This window comes from Polynucleobacter sp. AP-Kolm-20A-A1, from assembly GCF_018688315.1.
GTDB lineage: Bacteria > Pseudomonadota > Gammaproteobacteria > Burkholderiales > Burkholderiaceae > Polynucleobacter.
Window position 1 is genome coordinate 78273 of sequence record NZ_CP061315.1, and the last position, 18568, is coordinate 96840.

General features: G+C 46.2%; 16 protein-coding genes. 12 read left to right on the forward strand and 4 right to left on the reverse strand.

Going from position 1 to position 18568, the window contains the following annotated elements; genetic code table 11:
* Window positions 1–6 precede the first annotated feature (6 nt).
* From aroB to C2745_RS00495, 4 genes are all read right to left on the reverse strand, one after another.
* Complete coding sequence (aroB, locus tag C2745_RS00480; protein ID WP_215385535.1) at window positions 7–1089, reverse strand: 3-dehydroquinate synthase; 1083 nt, start codon at window positions 1087–1089, stop codon at window positions 7–9.
* Between the two features lie 16 nt (window positions 1090–1105).
* Window positions 1106–1591: a shikimate kinase gene (locus C2745_RS00485; RefSeq protein ID WP_251368412.1), complete on the reverse strand. Its 486-nt coding sequence runs from the start codon at window positions 1589–1591 to the stop codon at window positions 1106–1108.
* Window positions 1592–1642: 51 nt separating this feature from the next.
* Window positions 1643–2647: a type II and III secretion system protein gene (locus C2745_RS00490; protein ID WP_251368336.1), complete on the reverse strand. Its 1005-nt coding sequence runs from the start codon at window positions 2645–2647 to the stop codon at window positions 1643–1645.
* A 113-nt stretch (window positions 2648–2760) separates the two neighbouring features.
* Window positions 2761–3411 (reverse strand): DUF948 domain-containing protein, encoded by a 651-nt coding sequence (locus tag C2745_RS00495; RefSeq protein WP_215384409.1) that lies wholly within the window; start codon window positions 3409–3411, stop codon window positions 2761–2763.
* Window positions 3412–3593: 182 nt separating this feature from the next.
* Here C2745_RS00495 and C2745_RS00500 point away from each other — a divergent pair, with 182 nt between their 5' ends.
* From C2745_RS00500 to C2745_RS00555, 12 genes are all read left to right on the forward strand, one after another.
* Window positions 3594–5930: a penicillin-binding protein 1A gene (locus C2745_RS00500; protein ID WP_215384410.1), complete on the forward strand. Its 2337-nt coding sequence runs from the start codon at window positions 3594–3596 to the stop codon at window positions 5928–5930.
* Between the two features lie 12 nt (window positions 5931–5942).
* On the forward strand, window positions 5943–6647 hold the full coding sequence (locus tag C2745_RS00505) for a transposase (RefSeq protein WP_215384411.1): 705 nt from the start codon (window positions 5943–5945) through the stop codon (window positions 6645–6647).
* Between the two features lie 195 nt (window positions 6648–6842).
* Window positions 6843–11588, forward strand: a complete 4746-nt coding sequence (locus tag C2745_RS00510) for a glutamate synthase-related protein (protein WP_215384412.1) — start codon at window positions 6843–6845, stop codon at window positions 11586–11588.
* Window positions 11589–11638: 50 nt separating this feature from the next.
* The gene (locus tag C2745_RS00515; protein ID WP_215384413.1) at window positions 11639–13102 is read left to right on the forward strand and encodes a glutamate synthase subunit beta; all 1464 of its coding nucleotides are present in this window, start codon (window positions 11639–11641) and stop codon (window positions 13100–13102) included.
* 10 nt (window positions 13103–13112) lie between these two features.
* The gene (locus C2745_RS00520; RefSeq protein WP_215384414.1) at window positions 13113–13967 is read left to right on the forward strand and encodes an ABC transporter ATP-binding protein; all 855 of its coding nucleotides are present in this window, start codon (window positions 13113–13115) and stop codon (window positions 13965–13967) included.
* Window positions 13964–14761: a lipid asymmetry maintenance ABC transporter permease subunit MlaE gene (gene mlaE, locus C2745_RS00525; protein ID WP_251368337.1), complete on the forward strand. Its 798-nt coding sequence runs from the start codon at window positions 13964–13966 to the stop codon at window positions 14759–14761. The genes C2745_RS00520 and mlaE overlap by 4 nt, the downstream gene beginning before the upstream one ends.
* 21 nt (window positions 14762–14782) lie before the next feature.
* Window positions 14783–15265 (forward strand): outer membrane lipid asymmetry maintenance protein MlaD, encoded by a 483-nt coding sequence (mlaD, locus tag C2745_RS00530; RefSeq protein ID WP_215384415.1) that lies wholly within the window; start codon window positions 14783–14785, stop codon window positions 15263–15265.
* A complete protein-coding gene (locus C2745_RS00535; protein WP_215385541.1) occupies window positions 15265–16014 on the forward strand; it encodes a VacJ family lipoprotein in 750 nt (249 codons plus the stop codon). The genes mlaD and C2745_RS00535 overlap by 1 nt, the downstream gene beginning before the upstream one ends.
* Window positions 16015–16095: 81 nt before the next feature.
* A complete protein-coding gene (locus C2745_RS00540) occupies window positions 16096–16737 on the forward strand; it encodes a phospholipid-binding protein MlaC (protein WP_215384416.1) in 642 nt (213 codons plus the stop codon).
* An 18-nt stretch (window positions 16738–16755) separates the two neighbouring features.
* Window positions 16756–17013, forward strand: coding sequence for a lipid asymmetry maintenance protein MlaB (locus tag C2745_RS00545; protein ID WP_215384417.1), 258 nt, complete (start codon window positions 16756–16758; stop codon window positions 17011–17013).
* Window positions 17014–17017: 4 nt separating this feature from the next.
* Window positions 17018–17770: an ABC transporter ATP-binding protein gene (locus C2745_RS00550; protein WP_215384418.1), complete on the forward strand. Its 753-nt coding sequence runs from the start codon at window positions 17018–17020 to the stop codon at window positions 17768–17770.
* On the forward strand, window positions 17767–18555 hold the full coding sequence (locus C2745_RS00555; RefSeq protein WP_215384419.1) for an ABC transporter permease: 789 nt from the start codon (window positions 17767–17769) through the stop codon (window positions 18553–18555). The genes C2745_RS00550 and C2745_RS00555 overlap by 4 nt, the downstream gene beginning before the upstream one ends.
* The last annotated feature ends 13 nt before the right edge of the window (window positions 18556–18568 follow it).

Genomic DNA, 18568 nt, shown 5'->3' on the forward strand with positions numbered 1-18568 from the left:
AATAAATTAAGCGGCACCTGTGGCGTTTAAGGTGTCGATGACCTGAGCATCTGGCGCACTTTTAATTTGAGCTTTGCCAATCTTTTCGAGCACTACGTAACGAATCTGGCCACCCTCAGTTTTTTTGTCGACCTGCATCAGCTCCATATATCTAGCGGCACCAAATTTTGGTGGAACAATCGGCAAGTTCATTGACTGAATAATGTTAGTAAGTCTTGCTACATCATTGGCACTAATCAGATTTAAGCGATGGGATAGATCGGCACCCATCACCATTCCACAGCCAACAGCTTCGCCATGCAACCATTCGCCGTATCCCATGCCAGCTTCAATCGCATGACCAAAGGTATGACCAAAGTTTAGAGTTGCACGAATGCCACCCTCTCTTTCATCGGCGGAAACTACTGCAGACTTAATTTCACAAGAGCGCAATACTGCATGACCCATAGCCTCGGTGTCACACGCTAATAAAGCTTTTGCGTTTGACTCAATCCAATCTAAAAATTGCGCATCAGCAATGGCGCCATGTTTGATTACTTCAGCTAGGCCGGCAGATAGCTCTCTTGGGGGCAGAGTTTTCAGGGTATTGAGATCGGCAATAACGGCGGCAGGCTGATGAAAGGCGCCAATCATGTTTTTCCCAAGGGGGTGATTGATGCCTGTTTTGCCGCCTACAGAAGAGTCAACCTGCGCCAGCAATGTGGTGGGAACCTGAATAAAGCGAACGCCACGCATAAAGCTTGCCGCGGCAAATCCGGTCATATCTCCAATGACGCCACCACCCAATGCAACCAACATCGTTTGACGGTCGGCGCCAAATTTTAGGAGGTCATCAAAAATCAGTTGGAGGTTTTTCCAGTCCTTATATGCTTCCCCGTCAGGAAGAATGATGGTTCTAACTGACTTGCCAAAGCTCTCCAAAGTTTTGCTTAAGCGCTGCGCGTAAAGCGGCGCTACTGTTGTGTTTGTAACGATGTAAATCGATGTGGCTTTTTCACAAGCGGAGAATAGACTGGGTTGATCAATGAGATCGGTGCCTATGTATATAGGATAGCTACGATTGCCAAGATCAACTTCTAGTGTTTTCATCATAGTGCCAATGTATTTAAGCGGATAGTTCAAGTTGCATGATTAAAGTGTTGACCAATTGATTGACGCTTGGTTTACCGGTTTCAATCACATGGTCTGCAATTTCTCGATAGAGTGGATCGCGGATAGCATACAAATTTTCAAGTATTTTTTTTGCGTCACCATTCTTTAAAAGAGGGCGTCCCTCACCACCTTTGGTGCGATGCCAAAGTTCGATGGGGTTTGCATGTAAATAAATAACAGTGCCGCGCTCTTTTAATGCCGCGCGATTTTCGGGTAGCAAAACGGCGCCACCACCGGTTGCTAAAACAATATCTTGTTCGCTAGTGACTTCCCGAATGGCTTGTGCCTCGCGTTTGCGAAAACCATCCTCACCTTCCATTTCAAATATGACTGGAATTTTGACGCCACAGCGTTCCTCAATGACATGATCGGCATCTAAAAAGCGACGCCCCAGTTTCTTTGCCAATACTTTTCCAACGGTCGACTTCCCGGCACCCATGAGGCCGATTAGAAAGATGTTGTTTGTCGAAGAGTTCACCCTTCGATTTTATTAGGGTTTGTCGAGAACGGTCGGGGTTAAGAAGACAAGCAGCTCAGTTTTGTCTCGTAATTTAGATTTATGACGAAATAAGTGCCCAATTAGAGGAATATCGCCAAGCAAGGGGACTTTGACCTCATCCTCTCGTTCGGTTGTCTGAAAAATCCCCCCGATGATCGCCGTACCCCCATTTTCAACCGTTATTTCTGAGCTCAAACTTTTGGTGTCTATGGCATAACCCTGCTCGGTTTTCATGCCGATAGTGTCTTTATTGATTCCAACAAGCAATGAAATGTTCCCGTCTGGATGAATTTTGGGAATTACCTCTAAACGGAGGTTTGCTTTTCTAAATTGCAGCTTGCTGCCATTTTGGGATGTGGTTTGGTAAGGGAGCTCGGTACCTTGTTCGATAGTGGCTTTGACCTGATCCCCAGTCATGATTCTGGGATTAGAAAGAATCTTTCCCTGACCATCGGACTCGAGGGCAGACAACTCCATTTGTAAAAGGCGGCTGGCGTTTTTTGAAACCAGTGTCGCTGCTACTGTCGCTGGATTAAAACCATTGAGACCTGCACCGCCTAAATCAAAGCCCCCGGAAATTTTTTGATCTGGATTTCCTTGAATTGAATTGGCTTGATACCCAAGCTTTACCCCTAGCTCACGGGCAAAGCGTTCATCTGCCTCAACAATACGGGCCTCAATCAGAATCTGCCGTGGACTATGAATATGATCGCCGCCAAAGGGTAGGGCGGCATCTTCGCGACGATATTTTTGAAAGGCCAAAATTTCTGCATGGGGCCCAATCCAGTAAATGTCACCGTTTCGCACTATTCGTAAACCTTTGCTTGCCAGTATCGAATGGACTGCGGTTTGCCATGGCGTATGGATAAGATCTATCGTAATCTTGCCCTTAATGGAATCACTCAGTAGGAAATTGGTGTTGCCAAGTTTGGCCAAAATTTGCAAAAGCTCAACCAGATCGATATCGGTAAATTGCAAACTAATTGGTGTTTGCAAGGGGTTTTGCGAAGGAGCGTTTCCTTGTGCGGGGCATGCTAAAAAAATGAGGGCAAGGGCCACACTCCCCAAATATTTTTTTAATCTTTCTCGCATGTTTTTTGGGTTCAAGTTCATTCACTCTTAGATGCTGTGAGCGCGAGAGATTTCCCCTGGGGGTGCGTCAGAGTGACGACATCCTTTTGAATGTGACTTAGACGCCAATCGCCTAAAACAGATGCTCCCATTTCGAATGTAGACCCACCCTTGCCGGTATGGAAATAAGCGCGCTGGGAGTGACCCATTTGAAGGCTCCCCAAATATCTCCAACGCCGTAATTCAGCCTCATGGGGAATGGGCGGAGGTTTGTAGATAACCTTGTTTTCTGCCTTCTTTTCTTTAAAAGAGTGAATACTCACTTCTAATGATTCTATTTCTTTATATATATCATCCAGGCCATCTTGTAGCTCATTGCGCAAAACAGCTACTTCTTTTTGAAGCTCAGTTAGTTGGTTTTGGGCGCTTTCAATCTGTGCTTGAGAGTTTGATTTCAATGATTCATAGGCACCAAAAAACACCAATCCGAGGACAGCTAGAAAGGCAAATCCAGCGACTAATCCGCTTATCTTTTTGAGTTGAGGTGTTAAGTGAAGACTTTGGAGAGCGTCCAATTTTGGCTGGTTTGTATGTATGCCCAAGGTCTCTGAATGATTATTTTTGGCGGTCTTGGGTTTGCGGATTCCATGGGGATCTGGGATTGCAGGATCGTCACCAAGATCACTCAAAATCTCATCAAATGCATGGTTGGGAATATGGCGTGATGGCATGCCCACATTTTCAAAGTGAGGGCGTTCAATATCTATAGGCCTAACTTGAATGGCTCGTCAGAATATGACTTGAAAAAAGACAAAAACAAGGGTTTTGGAGCTTTTAGGTAAATTGTCCAAGCACCCTATAATTTGAACATATGGCGCTACCCCCAAAAGACAAGCCGACGCTCAATCAGAGACCAACCCGTCCAATCGACAGACGTCCTCGGCAACCGCGAGTTGATGGCGGCATACCTCGCAAGTCTTCCAGCAATCCACTCGTTAAGGCGTTACTCATTATTGGCGTGGTTTTTGCTTTGGTGGTTACCCTTCTGATGGGGTACGCGTTTTTGGTTGCAAAACCAAACTTGCCAAAAATTTCTGCATTAACGGATTACAACCCGAAAACACCATTGCGCATTTATACAGCTGACAAAGTGTTGATTGGCGAATTTGGTGAAGAGCGTCGCAAAGTGATTCCGCTCAATGAAATTCCGCAAAATATGCGCAATGCAGTCTTAGCTATTGAGGATGACCGCTTTTACTCTCATGGTGGTGTCGATTATGTTGGCATTCTGCGCGCTGCTGTCACGAATTTACGAGGTCACCTCTCACAGGGCGCCTCAACAATCACTATGCAGGTGGCCCGCAATTTTTTCTTGAGTAATGAGAAGACCTTTAGTCGCAAAATTTATGAGGTGTTGCTCGCGTGGGAAATCGAATCGCAACTCACTAAGGACAAAATTCTCGAAATCTACATGAACCAGATTTTCTTGGGCCAGAGAGCATATGGTTTTTCTAGTGCAGCACAAATTTACTTCGGCAAGGATCTAAAGGACATTACGATCGCTGAGTCTGCAATGTTGGCGGGCTTGCCTAAGGCGCCTTCAGCTTATAACCCCGTGACAAATTTCCGTCGCGCCAAGATTCGTCAAGAATATATTCTGCAGCGCATGCGTGATCTGGGATACATCTCCTCAGATGAATATCAAAATGCCATGATTGAAGAGTTGCGTATCCGTGGCCTTGGCAATGAGTTTGCGGTACGCGCAGATTTCCCTGCGGAGATGGTTCGCCAACTTCTCTTTACGCAATACGGCGAGGCAATTTACTCGCAGGGCATTGATGTCTACACCACTATTCTGAAGGCAGATCAAGACGCTGCATATAAAGCAGTGCGTCGCGGTATTTTTGAGTACGACTTACGTCATGCTTATCGTGGCCCAGAAGGATTTATTGATCTTCCAGAAGACCCTGTAAAACGTCAGCGCGCAATTGATGAGGCTTTGTTGGCCTACCCCCAATTAGATGATTTGCAGTCTGGTGTAGTGCTTGATGTAAAGCCTAAAGAAATGCAAGTCATGATTGCTACCGGAGATACCATCACCCTCAAAGGCGAAGGCATGAAGTTAGCGGCAGCCTCCTTAACGGATAGTGCGCAACCAAAGAAGCGTTTGCGTCCAGGTGCTGTTGTTAGGTTGCTTTCTGATGCGGGCGTTTGGAAGCTTGCGCAGTTGCCACAAGTGGAGGCTGCCTTCGTTTCCATGAATGCGGAGACGGGCGCGATTCTGTCTTTAGTTGGAGGCTTTGATTTCCGTCGCAATCAATTTAATCACGTGACTCAGGCGCTGCGTCAGCCGGGCTCATCCTTCAAACCATTTATCTATGCCGCCGCACTTGAAAAAGGTTTTGCACCCAGCACAATGGTGAATGACGCGCCTTTATCTATTGGCAGTATGGAGACGGGTAGCCAGGCATGGGAGCCAAAGAACTACGATGGCAAATATGACGGCATGATGCGTCTACGCACTGCCTTAGCAAAGTCTAAGAACTTGGTTTCCGTAAGAATTATCCGGGCGATCGGCCCATCCTACGCTCAAGAATATATTCAGCGCTTTGGATTCGAGCCAGAGAAACACCCACCTTATTTGACAATGGCTTTGGGTGCTGGCTCGGTAACACCTTTGCAAATGGCATCAGCCTATAGCGTCTTTGCAAATGGCGGTTATCGTGTTGATCCTTTCTTAATCGATAAGATGATTGACTCCAAGGGCACAGTTTTGTTTGAGGCAAAACCGACGCATGCACGGCAAGATGCACCTAGGGTATTGGATGCCAGAACTGCATTTGTAATGGATAGCATGCTGCAAGAGGTTACAAAGTCAGGTACCGCTGCAAGTGCACGAGGCAAATTAGGGCGCACTGATATTGCTGGAAAAACCGGAACAACCAACGAGTCTCATGACGCATGGTTTGCAGGCTACAACCCCAAGGTGGTTGCGATTGCCTGGATTGGTTTTGATAAGCCCGCTAGCTTAGGTGATCGAGAAACAGGTGGCGGCTTAGCATTACCAATGTGGATTTCTTATATGTCAGTTGCTCTAAAAGATTCACCACAAGAGGCACGCGAAGTACCTGAGGGCGTAACCCAATTTGATGGCGATTGGTTTATTCCAGAGTTCTCGCGCAATAGCGGTCCACGCGAACTGCAGTAGTGCATCTTTAAAATGGCTCGGCAAGCGCGCACTGTAATACCCGGCCAAGCAATGCATGTCATGGTGCGCGGAAATAATCGAGAGATGCTTTTCTTTGGTGATGAGGATCGTCGCATTTATTTAGAGTGGTTGCGCGATGCGGCAAAACAATTTGCATGTGCGGTACATGCATTTGCTCTAATGCCAAATCACGTGCACTTATTGATGACACCCCAAAATGAAGATTCGCTTGCCAAGACCATGCAGTCTTTGGGGCGTCGTTATGCGCAATATTTCAACCAGCAACATCATCGCTCTGGGACTATTTGGGAGGGGCGCTATCGCTCGTCTTTGATTGACCCAGAATATTTCTTACGTTGTCAGCGCTACATCGAGCTAAATCCAGTGAGGTCTGGTTTTGAATCAAGCCCCCAGGATTCTGGATGGACTAGCTTTTCGAGCCATATTGGCGGAAACCTTGAGCCATGGCTTGTAGATCACCAGTATTTTTGGAAATTGGGTAATACGCCATTTGAGAGGCAAATGGCATGGGCTAGCTTTGTAAAAGAGGGCGCCCCTCACTGGGAAGATAAGCAGATTACGGAATCCTTAATTCGTTCTAAGCCTTGGGTGAGCGATATTTACGCTAATAAGCTATTTAAAGACAATCCAGAACTTGCTCAGATCCGTCATCGTGGGCGCCCAAAGAAAATTACCTCTTTAAATTCAATAGCTTAAGAAATTTCTTGCTATCCCTCCCTTGTTTTAATGGGATTGAATTTATTGACTCTGTCCCCATATATGTAATTCATATTGGTGCGACATCGAATTAAATGGGACAGACTCATTTTATTTCTATTGCATCAGCATGGGTATTCACCTATATTTGATCCTCCAAAAGTAATCAGGCCTTTGTCGCCCCTCGGAAACACTATGACTACACAATTGAATTCAGATCTTCGTCCAATCGCTCAAGGTCTATATGACCCACAAAATGAGCATGATGCCTGCGGCGTAGGATTCGTAGCGCACATTAAAGGCAAGAAATCCCATGAGATCGTTTCTCAGGGTTTGCAGATTCTTGAGAACTTAGATCACCGGGGGGCGGTTGGTGCCGATCCTTTGATGGGTGATGGCGCTGGTATTTTGATTCAGATTCCAGATACCTTATATCGCGAAGAAATGGCCAAGCAAGGTGTGACATTGCCACCCTTGGGCGAGTATGGCGTTGGCATGATTTTCTTGCCTAAAGAGCACGCCTCTCGTTTGGCTTGCGAACAAGAATTAGAGCGCACAGTTCGCTTAGAGGGCCAGGTTGTTTTGGGCTGGAGAGATGTTCCGGTTGATGTGAAATTGCCGATGTCTCCAACAGTGCAAATGACAGAGCCATTCATCCGCCAAATCTTTATTGGCCGTGGTCGCGACATCATGACAACCGATGCGCTTGAGCGTAAGTTATATGTGATTCGCAAAACAGCAAGTCATGCTATTCAAGATTTACATTTGAAGCATGGCAAAGAATATTTTGTTGCTTCAATGTCTGCTAGAACCATTGTGTATAAGGGCTTGCTGTTGGCTAACCAGGTCGGCGCTTACTACCAAGATTTGCAAGATAAGCGCACTGTATCGGCGCTTGCTTTGGTTCATCAACGCTTCTCTACAAATACTTTCCCTGCATGGGAATTAGCGCATCCATATCGCATGATTGCGCACAACGGTGAGATCAATACCGTTAAAGGCAACGTAAATTGGGTGAATGCACGTGAAGGCGCAATTAGCTCCCCAGTGCTTGGCGATGATCTCCAAAAATTGTGGCCACTGATTTATCCAGGACAGTCTGACACTGCATGTTTTGATAACTGTTTAGAGTTGTTGGTGATGTCTGGCTATCCATTGGCTCAAGCCATGATGATGATGATTCCCGAGGCATGGGAACAGCATGCATTGATGGATGACAATCGTCGCGCCTTCTATGAATATCACGCAGCGATGATGGAGCCATGGGATGGCCCTGCTGCAATGGCATTTACCGATGGTCGTCAAATCGGCGCAACTTTGGATCGCAATGGTTTGCGCCCAGCCCGCTATTACGTTACTGATGATGATTTAGTCATTATGGGTTCTGAGGCAGGTGTATTGCCTATTCCAGAAAGCAAGATTGTTCAAAAGTGGCGCCTGCAACCAGGCAAGATGTTCATGATTGATATGGAACAAGGCCGCATCATTGATGACGTTGAGCTCAAGAACGCCGTTTCTAAAGCGAAGCCATATAAGAGTTGGATTGATGCCGTTCGTGTGAAGTTGGACGAGGTTGATGCAAGCAAGGCCGACTTGGTTGATGAGAAAACGACTATTCGTCCAGCCGCAAAATTGCTAGATCGCCAACAGGCATTCGGCTACACCCAAGAAGATATCAAGTACCTCATGGCTCCAATGGCCATGAATGGCGAAGAGGCAATTGGTTCAATGGGTAACGATAGCCCATTGGCAGTTCTCTCTAATAAGAACAAGCCACTTTACAACTACTTTAAGCAATTATTTGCGCAAGTTACCAATCCCCCGATTGATCCGATTCGCGAGAATATGGTGATGTCATTGGTGTCGTTTATCGGACCAAAGCCGAACTTGTTAGATACAAACAACATCAATCCACCAATGCGCTTGGAAGTTAGTCAGCCAATTTTGGACTTTGATGACATCACCAAGATTCGTCACATTGGTCACTACACCAATGGTAAGTTCCGCTCATATGAGTTGGATATCTGTTACCCGGCTGCATGGGGCAAGGCTGGTATCGAAGCGCGTTTGGCGTCTTTGTGCGCTGAAGCGGCCGATGCAGTTCGCTCTGGATACAACATCTTGATCGTGAGCGATCGTCAGGTTGACGAGAAGCACGTAGCAATTCCTGCGTTGTTAGCTACTTCTGCAATTCATCAGCATTTGGTGCAAAAAGGCTTGCGTACTAGCGTTGGTCTAGTGGTTGAGACAGGTAGCGCTCGCGAGACTCATCACTTTGCCCTCTTGGCTGGTTATGGCGCGGAAGCTGTTCACCCGTACCTCGCTATGGAAACTTTGGCTGAAATGGCCAAAGGTTTATCTGGAGATTTGTCTGCCGAAAAGGCAGTGAAGAATTTTGTAAAAGCAGTTGGTAAGGGCTTGCAAAAAGTAATGTCCAAAATGGGCATCTCTACTTACATGTCTTACACCGGCTCACAAATTTTTGAAGCCATTGGTTTAAACCGCGACATCATTGATCAGTATTTCAAGGGCACCCCATCAAACGTTGGTGGTATCGGTGTATTTGAAGTTGCTGAAGAAGCCTTGCGCATGCACACTGCTGCGTTTGGTAATGATCCAGTGTTAACCAATATGCTGGATGCTGGTGGTGAGTACGCTTTCCGTATTCGTGGCGAGAACCATATGTGGACTCCTGACACGATTGCGAAGCTGCAACACTCCACCCGTATTGGTGCAGAGAAGGGTTATCAGACTTATAAAGAGTACGCAAACATCATCAATGATCAGACCAAGCGTCAAATGACTTTGCGCGGTTTGTTTGAATTCAAGATTGATCCAGCAAAAGCTATTCCGTTGGATGAGGTTGAGTCTGCAAAAGAAATCGTTAAACGTTTTGCAACGGGCGCGATGTCTTTAGGTTCTATCTCTACTGAAGCCCATGCTACTTTAGCTGTGGCAATGAACCGTATTGGCGGCAAGTCTAATACCGGTGAGGGTGGCGAGGATCCAAATCGTTATGTAAATGAACTCAAAGGCATTCCAATCAAGAAGGGCGAGACTTTAGCCAGTATCTTGGGTAGCGATGTTGTTGAAGCCAATATCCCGTTGCTCGATGGCGATTCATTGCGCTCCAAGATCAAGCAAGTAGCTTCTGGCCGCTTTGGTGTGACAACAGAATATTTGCGCTCAGCTGATCAGATTCAGATCAAGATGGCTCAAGGTGCTAAGCCTGGTGAAGGCGGTCAATTGCCTGGTGGAAAAGTTTCTGACTACATCGGTAAGTTGCGCTTCTCAGTGCCAGGCGTAGGTTTGATTTCACCTCCTCCACATCATGACATTTACTCAATTGAAGATATTGCTCAATTGATTCATGACTTGAAGAACGTCAATCCAAAAGCTGATGTTTCTGTGAAGTTGGTATCAGAAGTGGGTGTTGGTACTGTTGCTGCTGGTGTTGCTAAGGCAAAAGCTGATCACGTTGTGATTGCTGGCCACGATGGCGGTACTGGCGCATCTCCTTTATCTTCAATTAAGCATGCCGGTTCTCCATGGGAATTAGGCTTAGCTGAAACACAGCAAACATTGGTTCTCAATGGTTTGCGTAGCCGTATTCGTGTTCAGGCTGATGGTCAAATGAAGACTGGGCGCGACGTTGTAATCGGCGCACTATTAGGCGCAGATGAATTTGGTTTTGCTACTGCGCCATTGGTGGTTGAGGGTTGCATCATGATGCGTAAGTGTCATTTGAATACCTGCCCAGTAGGCGTAGCAACACAAGACCCAGAATTGCGTAAGAAGTTCTCTGGAAAACCAGAGCATGTCGTGAACTTCTTCTTCTTTATTGCTGAAGAAGCTCGCGAGATCATGGCGCAATTGGGTATTCGTAAGTTCGATGATTTGATTGGGCGTGTAGATTTACTCGATACCCGCAAAGGTATCGAGAACTGGAAAGTACATGGCTTAGATTTCACTAAGATCTTTGCTGCTCCACAAGTCGCTGCAGAAGTTCCACGATATCAAGTGCTTACTCAAGATCATGGCCTGTCAAATGCACTCGACAATATCTTGATCGAGAAAAGCGAGCCTGCACTAGAGCGCGGTGAAAAAGTTTCCTTCATCGTTCCGGTGAAAAACGTGAACCGTACTGTGGGTGCAATGCTTTCAGGTGAAGTTGCTCAACGCTATGGTCATGCAGGCTTGCCTGATGACACCATTCATATTCAATTGAATGGCACTGCGGGTCAGAGTTTTGCGGCATTCCTTGCGCGTGGCATCACTCTAGATTTGGTGGGCGATGGCAACGACTATGTTGGTAAAGGTCTCTCTGGTGGACGTGTCATTGTGCGTGCTCCGCATGAATTCCGTGGCGATACGGCTAAGAACATTATTGTTGGTAATACCGTTCTCTACGGCGCAATCGCCGGTGAAGCATTCTTTAACGGTGTGGCTGGCGAGCGTTTCGCAGTTCGTAATTCTGGCGCTACTACTGTTGTTGAAGGCACTGGTGATCACGGTTGTGAATACATGACTGGTGGAACAGTAGTTGTGTTGGGCGCAACAGGTAGAAACTTCGCGGCAGGTATGAGTGGCGGTATTGCTTATGTTTATGACGAAGATGGTTTATTCGATAAGCGTTGCAATACCAGCATGGCAAGTTTAGAAAAAGTATTGCCTTCGGCTGAACAGATCGCCAAGATTCCTCAGTCTCAGTGGCATGCCCCTGTTGATGTGAAGGATGGCGGTGAGCGCTTAACTGACGAGCAAATTCTGAAGACTTTGATTGAGCGTCATTTCCGTCATACAGGCTCAGAGCGTGCAAAAGCGCTCTTGGCTGATTGGGAAAACGCCCGTGGCCGTTTTGTGAAGGTGCTTCCTACTGAGTACAAGCGCGCTCTTGGTGAGCTGTGGGAAAAAGCTCAGAACAAAGCAGTCGTTGCTTAAGTCACTTAACAACCTAGACAGATATTAAGAAAAGATACTAAGGATTAGATATGGGTAAGGTCACTGGATTCATGGAGTTTGAGCGCGTTGATGAAACATACGAAGCGCCGGTTAAACGTCTCCACCATTACAAAGAGTTTGTAGCGGCATTAACTGATGAAGAGGCAAAAGTTCAGGGTGCACGTTGTATGGACTGCGGCATTCCGTTTTGTAATAACGGCTGCCCAGTAAACAACATCATTCCTGACTTTAACGACTTGGTATTTCATAACGATTGGAAGAATGCATTGGATGTATTGCAATCTACCAATAACTTCCCTGAATTTACTGGACGTATTTGCCCTGCACCATGCGAAGCGGCTTGCACCTTAGGTATTAATCGCGCCCCTGTTGGCATTAAGTCAATTGAGCACGCCATTATTGATAAGGGCTGGGAGAACGGTTGGGTTAAACCACAACCATCTAAGACTAAGACTGGCAAAAAAGTGGCTGTTGTTGGTGGCGGCCCGGCAGGCATGGCAGCTGCACAGCAATTAGCGCGCGTTGGTCATGACGTTACCGTATTTGAGAAGAACGATCGTGTTGGCGGATTGCTGCGTTATGGCATCCCTGATTTCAAAATGGAAAAGTGGTTAATTGACCGTCGCGTTGAGCAAATGCAAGCTGAAGGCGTGAAGTTTGAGACAGGTGTATTTGTTGGTAAAGAAGCAATTGGTGCGGAAGTAAAAAATTACTCCACTAAAACAGTTTCGCCTGAGCAGTTGATGAAAGACTTTGATGCAGTGGTCATTACTGGTGGTGCAGAGCAGCCACGTGATTTGCCTGTGCCTGGCCGTGAATTGGCTGGAGTGCATTACGCATTGGAATTCTTGATTCCACAGAACAAAGAAAATGCAGGCGACTTTAAGAATGAAATTCGTGCAACTGATAAGCACGTAGTTGTTATTGGCGGTGGAGATACAGGCTCTGATTGCGTAGGAACCTCAAATCGTCATGGTGCTACGAAGATCACTCAGTTTGAGTTGTTGCCACAGCCACCAGAAGTTGAGAATAAGCCTTTGGTGTGGCCATATTGGCCAACTAAGTTGCGCACTTCTTCATCTCATGAAGAGGGCTGTGATCGTGATTGGTCAGTTGGCACTAAGCGTTTTGAAGGCAAAAACGGCAAAGTTGAAAAACTGATTGGCGTTCGTTTGGAGTGGAAAGACGGCAAGATGGCAGAAGTGCCAAACTCTGAATTTGAGATCAAGGCAGATTTAGTACTTTTAGCGATGGGTTTTGTATCCCCAGTGCAACAAGTGTTGAATGCTTTTGGTGTTGAAAAGGACGCGCGCGGTAATGCTAAAGCTACTGTAGATGGTCAAAACGCTTATCAAACTAATGTTCCGAAGGTATTTGCAGCCGGCGATATGCGTCGCGGCCAGTCTTTGGTGGTCTGGGCGATTCGCGAAGGACGTCAATGCGCTCAAGCAGTGGACGAGTATTTAATGGGATCATCTGTTTTGCCCCGATAATATCGAGGATATGAACAGTGACCAGTTAAACCCTTTGGATGTAAGCAAGCAAGCTACGGGTGAAGTTGTCGTTTCGATCAAGGACGTCAACTTCTCTTACGCTCCAGGTGAGCGTCAAATTCTATCTGGCCTGAATATGGAGTTTCGTCGCGGCCAAGTAGTTGCCGTAATGGGCGGCTCTGGTTGCGGCAAGACAACGATTCTGCGTCTCATTGGCGGACAATTTACCGCACAATCTGGACAAGTTTTATTTGAAGGTAAAGACATTGGCAATATGAGCGGCGACCAGCTAATGGCCGCTCGTCGTCGCATGGGAATGCTGTTCCAGTTCGGCGCTTTATTTACAGACTTAAGTGTTTTTGAAAATGTCGCATTTCCTTTGCGCGAGCATACTGATTTAAGTGAAGAGTTATTGCGCTCTTTGGTGCTCATGAAATTAAATGCAGTAGGTTTGCGTGGGGCGCGTGATTTAATGCCTTCACAAATTTCCGGCGGCATGGCAAGACGCGTTGCGCTTGCTAGAGCGATTGCCTTAGACCCACCACTCATCATGTACGACGAGCCGTTTGCCGGTTTAGATCCTATTTCCCTTGGCATCACGGCGCGCTTGATTCGCGATCTTAATAACGCCCTGGGAGCCACGAGTCTATTGGTTACGCACGATGTCGAAGAGACCTTTGAAATCGCAGACTATGTTTACTTTATTGCAAATGGACAGATTGGTGCACAAGGCACTCCAGAAGAGCTCAGTCGATCAACCGATCCTTTTGTAAGACAGTTTTTGGATGCATCACCTGATGGTCCAGTACCTTTCCACTATCCAGGAAAAAGCTTGGCAGAAGATTTTGGAGTGAGATCCGAATGATCATCCTTCAAAAAATTCTCAATCTCTTTGGCGATCTCGGATTTTTTATTCGTCGCAATTTAACGAGTCTTGGTCTCGCTGCCAGAATGTTTGCGGCAGTGATTTTGCGCTCCGGATTTTTGCTCAAGAGGCCGCGATTAGTGGTTGATCAGATTCTGTTTGTGGGCAATCACTCGTTTGTCATCATTGCGGTATCTGGTTTATTCGTTGGCTTTGTATTGGGTCTGCAGGGTTACTACACCTTAAATCGATATGGCTCAGAACAGGCTCTAGGATTATTGGTAGCTTTATCTCTCACTCGTGAATTGGGCCCAGTAATCACGGCCTTATTGTTTGCTGGTAGAGCTGGCACCTCACTGACCGCAGAAATCGGCCTGATGAAGGCTGGCGAACAGCTGAGTGCAATGGAGATGATGGCTGTGGATCCTTTGGGGCGCGTGATTGCTCCGCGATTATGGGCTGGCATTATTTCAATGCCTATTTTGGCTACGATTTTTACTGCGGTTGGCGTTATAGGCGGCTACTTTGTGGGCGTTCCTCTGATTGGCGTGGATTCAGGGGCATTCTGGTCTCAGATGCAAGGTGGAGTCGATCTTTTCTCTGACATTGGAAACGGCTTAATTAAAAGCATGGTCTTCGGTGTTGCTGTGACCTTTATCGCGCTTTATCAGGGCTATGAAGCCAAACCAACGCCAGAAGGCGTTTCGCAAGCCACCACACGTACTGTGGTGATCTCTTCTTTGTCGGTTTTAGCATTGGACTTCTTGCTGACCGCGATGATGTTCTCAAATTAGAAAGAATAAACTGGGGCTCTTATGAGAAAAAGTGCAATTGATATTTGGGTAGGCATCTTTGTTGCCATTGGTCTATTGGCCGCATTATTTTTGGCGCTCAAAGTAGGCAATATGAATGCAGTTTCATTCGCGCCAACATACAAAATTTCCGCTCGCTTTGACAATATTGGTGGGTTAAAGCCGCGCGCACCAGTGAAAAGTGCTGGCGTAGTGGTTGGAAGAATTGCCAACATCTCGTTTGATGACAAAACTTATCAAGCTACTGTAGTGATGACCATTGAAGAGGCTTATAAATTTCCAAAAGATTCTTCAGCTAAGATTTTGACCTCAGGGTTATTGGGCGAACAGTACATTGGTCTTGAGGCAGGCGGGTCAGATGATATGTTGACCGGCGGTGAAAAGATTGCACAAACTCAATCCGCTATTGTTTTGGAAAATTTGATTAGTCAATTTCTTTATAATAAGGCGGCAGATAGCGGCCAAGACAAGGGCGCAACAAAGTGATGCAGGTAGTTTTGCATAAAGCCAGGCGATTTTTCTTGCTTGGCTTTGCCGCTTTATTAGTCGGCTGCGCCTCAATTCCTGCGGGCGTAGAGCGCTCCCCTCAAGATCCTTGGGAGCCGTTTAATCGCTCAGTATTCGAGTTTAATGAAGGCTTGGATGCTTATGTGCTTAAGCCAGTAGTTGCAGGTTATCGCTTTGTGTTGCCGGAATTTGTGCGCGAAGGTGTTTATAACTTCTTTAGTAATTACAGTGATATCTACACGGCCCTCTATAACTTATTGCAGGGCAAGCCTGGCTATGCCTTTAATGATTTTATGCGGGTAGTGGTTAACACAACAATGGGTTTAGGTGGTCTTCTCGATTTGGCGTCATCCGGTGGCCTTGAAAAACACAAAGAAGACTGGGGTCAAACCTTTGGTGTTTGGGGTGTGCCTGCTGGACCATATGTGGTTTTGCCTTTCTTTGGGCCAAGCAACGTGCGCGATACATTTGGAACGGTTGCCGACTTAGAGTCTGACTACCTGTTCCGCTTGCTGCCAGACGTTGCCTTACGAAATAGTTTGACGGGTTTGCGAGTTATCAATGCGCGAAATACCTATTACGAAGCCGGCGATTTATTAGATGGCGCCGCAATTGATAAATACAGCTTTATGCGCGATGCTTATATTCAAAGACGTGCCTATCAAATTAATGAGGGCAGGGATGATGAAGAGCCGCAGATGCCTGTATACGAAAATCCATACGAATAAGTAATGCGGTTTAAAGGGCTAAAATTGGCTCTAAACCAGTTTAGATAATGGCAGCAAATGAATAGGGCGGGACAAGGGATTATGAAAAGCTATAAAAGAATTTCTCAATGCTTGGTTGCAGGTTTATTTCTGATCTCGAGTGCTATTTTTGCGCAAACTCCGGATCAATCTACTCCTCCTGATGCCCTTATTAAGATGGTTGTCACCGATGTAATGGCCACAGTGAAATCTGATCCGGATATTCAAAAAGGAAGCATTCCTAAGATCGTGGATTTGGTTGAGAAAAAAATTGTTCCTTATACCGATATGCGTCGTACGACTGAAATGGCGATGGGTCCTAATTGGAAAAAGGCGACACCAGAGCAGCAAGCTCAACTCTCAATGGAGTTTAAAAATTTATTGATACGCACATACTCTGGCGCCTTAAGCCAGTTGCGTGATCAAACTGTTCAATTTAAGCCATTGCGTGCCGCCCCTGATGACAAGGAAGTTGTTGTAAAAACTGTTGTAATGGGGCGTGGAGACCCAGTTCCACTCGACTACCGTTTAGAAAAAACGGCGAACGGTTGGAAGGTCTATGACATGAATATCATGGGCGTTTGGTTAGTTGAGGCTTATCGCAATCAGTTCTCTAATCAGATTAGTCAAAATGGTATTGAGGGTTTGGTGAAATTCTTGCAAGATCGCAACAAGCAATTGGCTGCTGCCAAGCCATCTAACTAATCGAAAAGTACACACACCATGCCTTTTCTATTGCCCAAAATTGTCACGCAGGAAAATGCCCTGCAGTTGCAAAAAGAGGGCTTGTTGAATGCTGCCACATTAAGAACGGTTGACTGTTCTTCACTCAAGGACTTTGATTCGACGGTGCTAACAGTGCTGTTGGCATGGCAAAAAAAGCTGCAAGCTGATGGACATTCCATTGCGGTAGAGCATGCCCCTGAAAAATTAAAAGTCTTGGCTGGTGTTTACGGCGTTTCCGCGTTGCTAGGTTTGTAACGGCATGCATCCAGCCATTTCAATTAAAAATATATCGAAGCATTACGGAGCACTACAGGCTTTAGATGATGTTTCTTTGGCGATAGAGCAGGGCGAATTCTTTGGCCTGCTAGGCCCAAATGGCGCCGGTAAAACAACCTTGATTTCTATTTTGGCCGGCTTAGTCACGCCAGATAGTGGGCACGCAGCCATCTTGGGTGCTGATGTACAAAAGTCATTCCGTGAGGCTCGTCGCATGTTGGGCGTAGTCCCCCAAGAGTTGGTGTTTGATCCTTTTTTCACTGTTCGCGAGACTCTGCGCTTTCAGTCTGGCTATTTCGGTATTCGCAATAACGATGCATGGATTGATGAGATTCTGGCCAACTTAGATCTCACCTCAAAAGCAGATAGCAATATGCGTTCTTTATCTGGCGGCATGAAGCGACGTGTATTGGTTGCGCAAGCTTTAGTTCATAGACCACCAGTAATTATTTTGGATGAGCCCACTGCCGGTGTTGATGTGGAGTTGCGTCAATCTTTATGGCAATTTATTAGTAGATTAAATCAAGACGGCCATACGATCGTTTTGACGACGCACTACTTAGAGGAAGCCGAGGCTTTATGTCAGCGCATCGCCATGCTGAAGCAGGGTGAAATTGTCGCTTTGGACACCACCGCTAACTTATTGACTCGCTATGGCTCAGTTAAAAAAGATGGTGAAGGTAAAACAGATCTTGAGGATGTATTTGTCAATATTATGTCTGGAGGCGCCTTGTGAAACAGGGGTTAAATAGACCTCCTCTTGAGTATGGCAGCGGTTTTCCGACGCTTTTACATAAAGAAATAAAGCGTTTTTATAAAGTTGCTTTCCAAACGGTTGCTGCACCAGTCTTAACGGCAGTGTTGTATCTCATGATCTTTGGCCACGTGCTCGAAGGTAGAGAAGTTTATGGTCGTCTGAGTTATACGGCCTTCTTGATACCGGGTTTAGTCATGATGAGCGTTTTGCAAAATGCCTTTGCAAATACTTCCTCATCGCTGATTCAGTCAAAAGTAACCGGCAACCTCGTGTTTGTCTTGCTTGCCCCATTGAGTCACTTAGAGTTTTATGCGGCTTATATTTTGGCGGCAGTATTTCGGGGTGTGGTTGTTGGATTCGGCGTGTTTTTGATTACCGCCTGGTACGGTTTGCCGACCTTGGAATACCCTTTATGGATTTTGACGTTTGCATTTTTAGGTGCAGCAATCTTAGGAAGTTTGGGATTAATTGCCGGTATCTGGGCTGACAAATATGATCAGCTAGCTGCCTTCCAGAACTTCATCATCATGCCTGCCACGATGTTATCTGGTGTTTTCTATTCAATTCACTCATTGCCGCCAGCCTGGCAAGCTGTTTCCCATTTCAATCCATTTTTCTACATGATTGATGGATTTCGCTACGGCTTCTTCGGGGTTTCTGATATCTCACCTTGGAATAGCTTGGCGATCGTTGCTTTCTTTTTTGTAGTGGTGTCAGCAATCGCTCTGAGATTGCTTCAAAAGGGCTATAAGCTTAGACATTAAGTGTTTTAGGAGA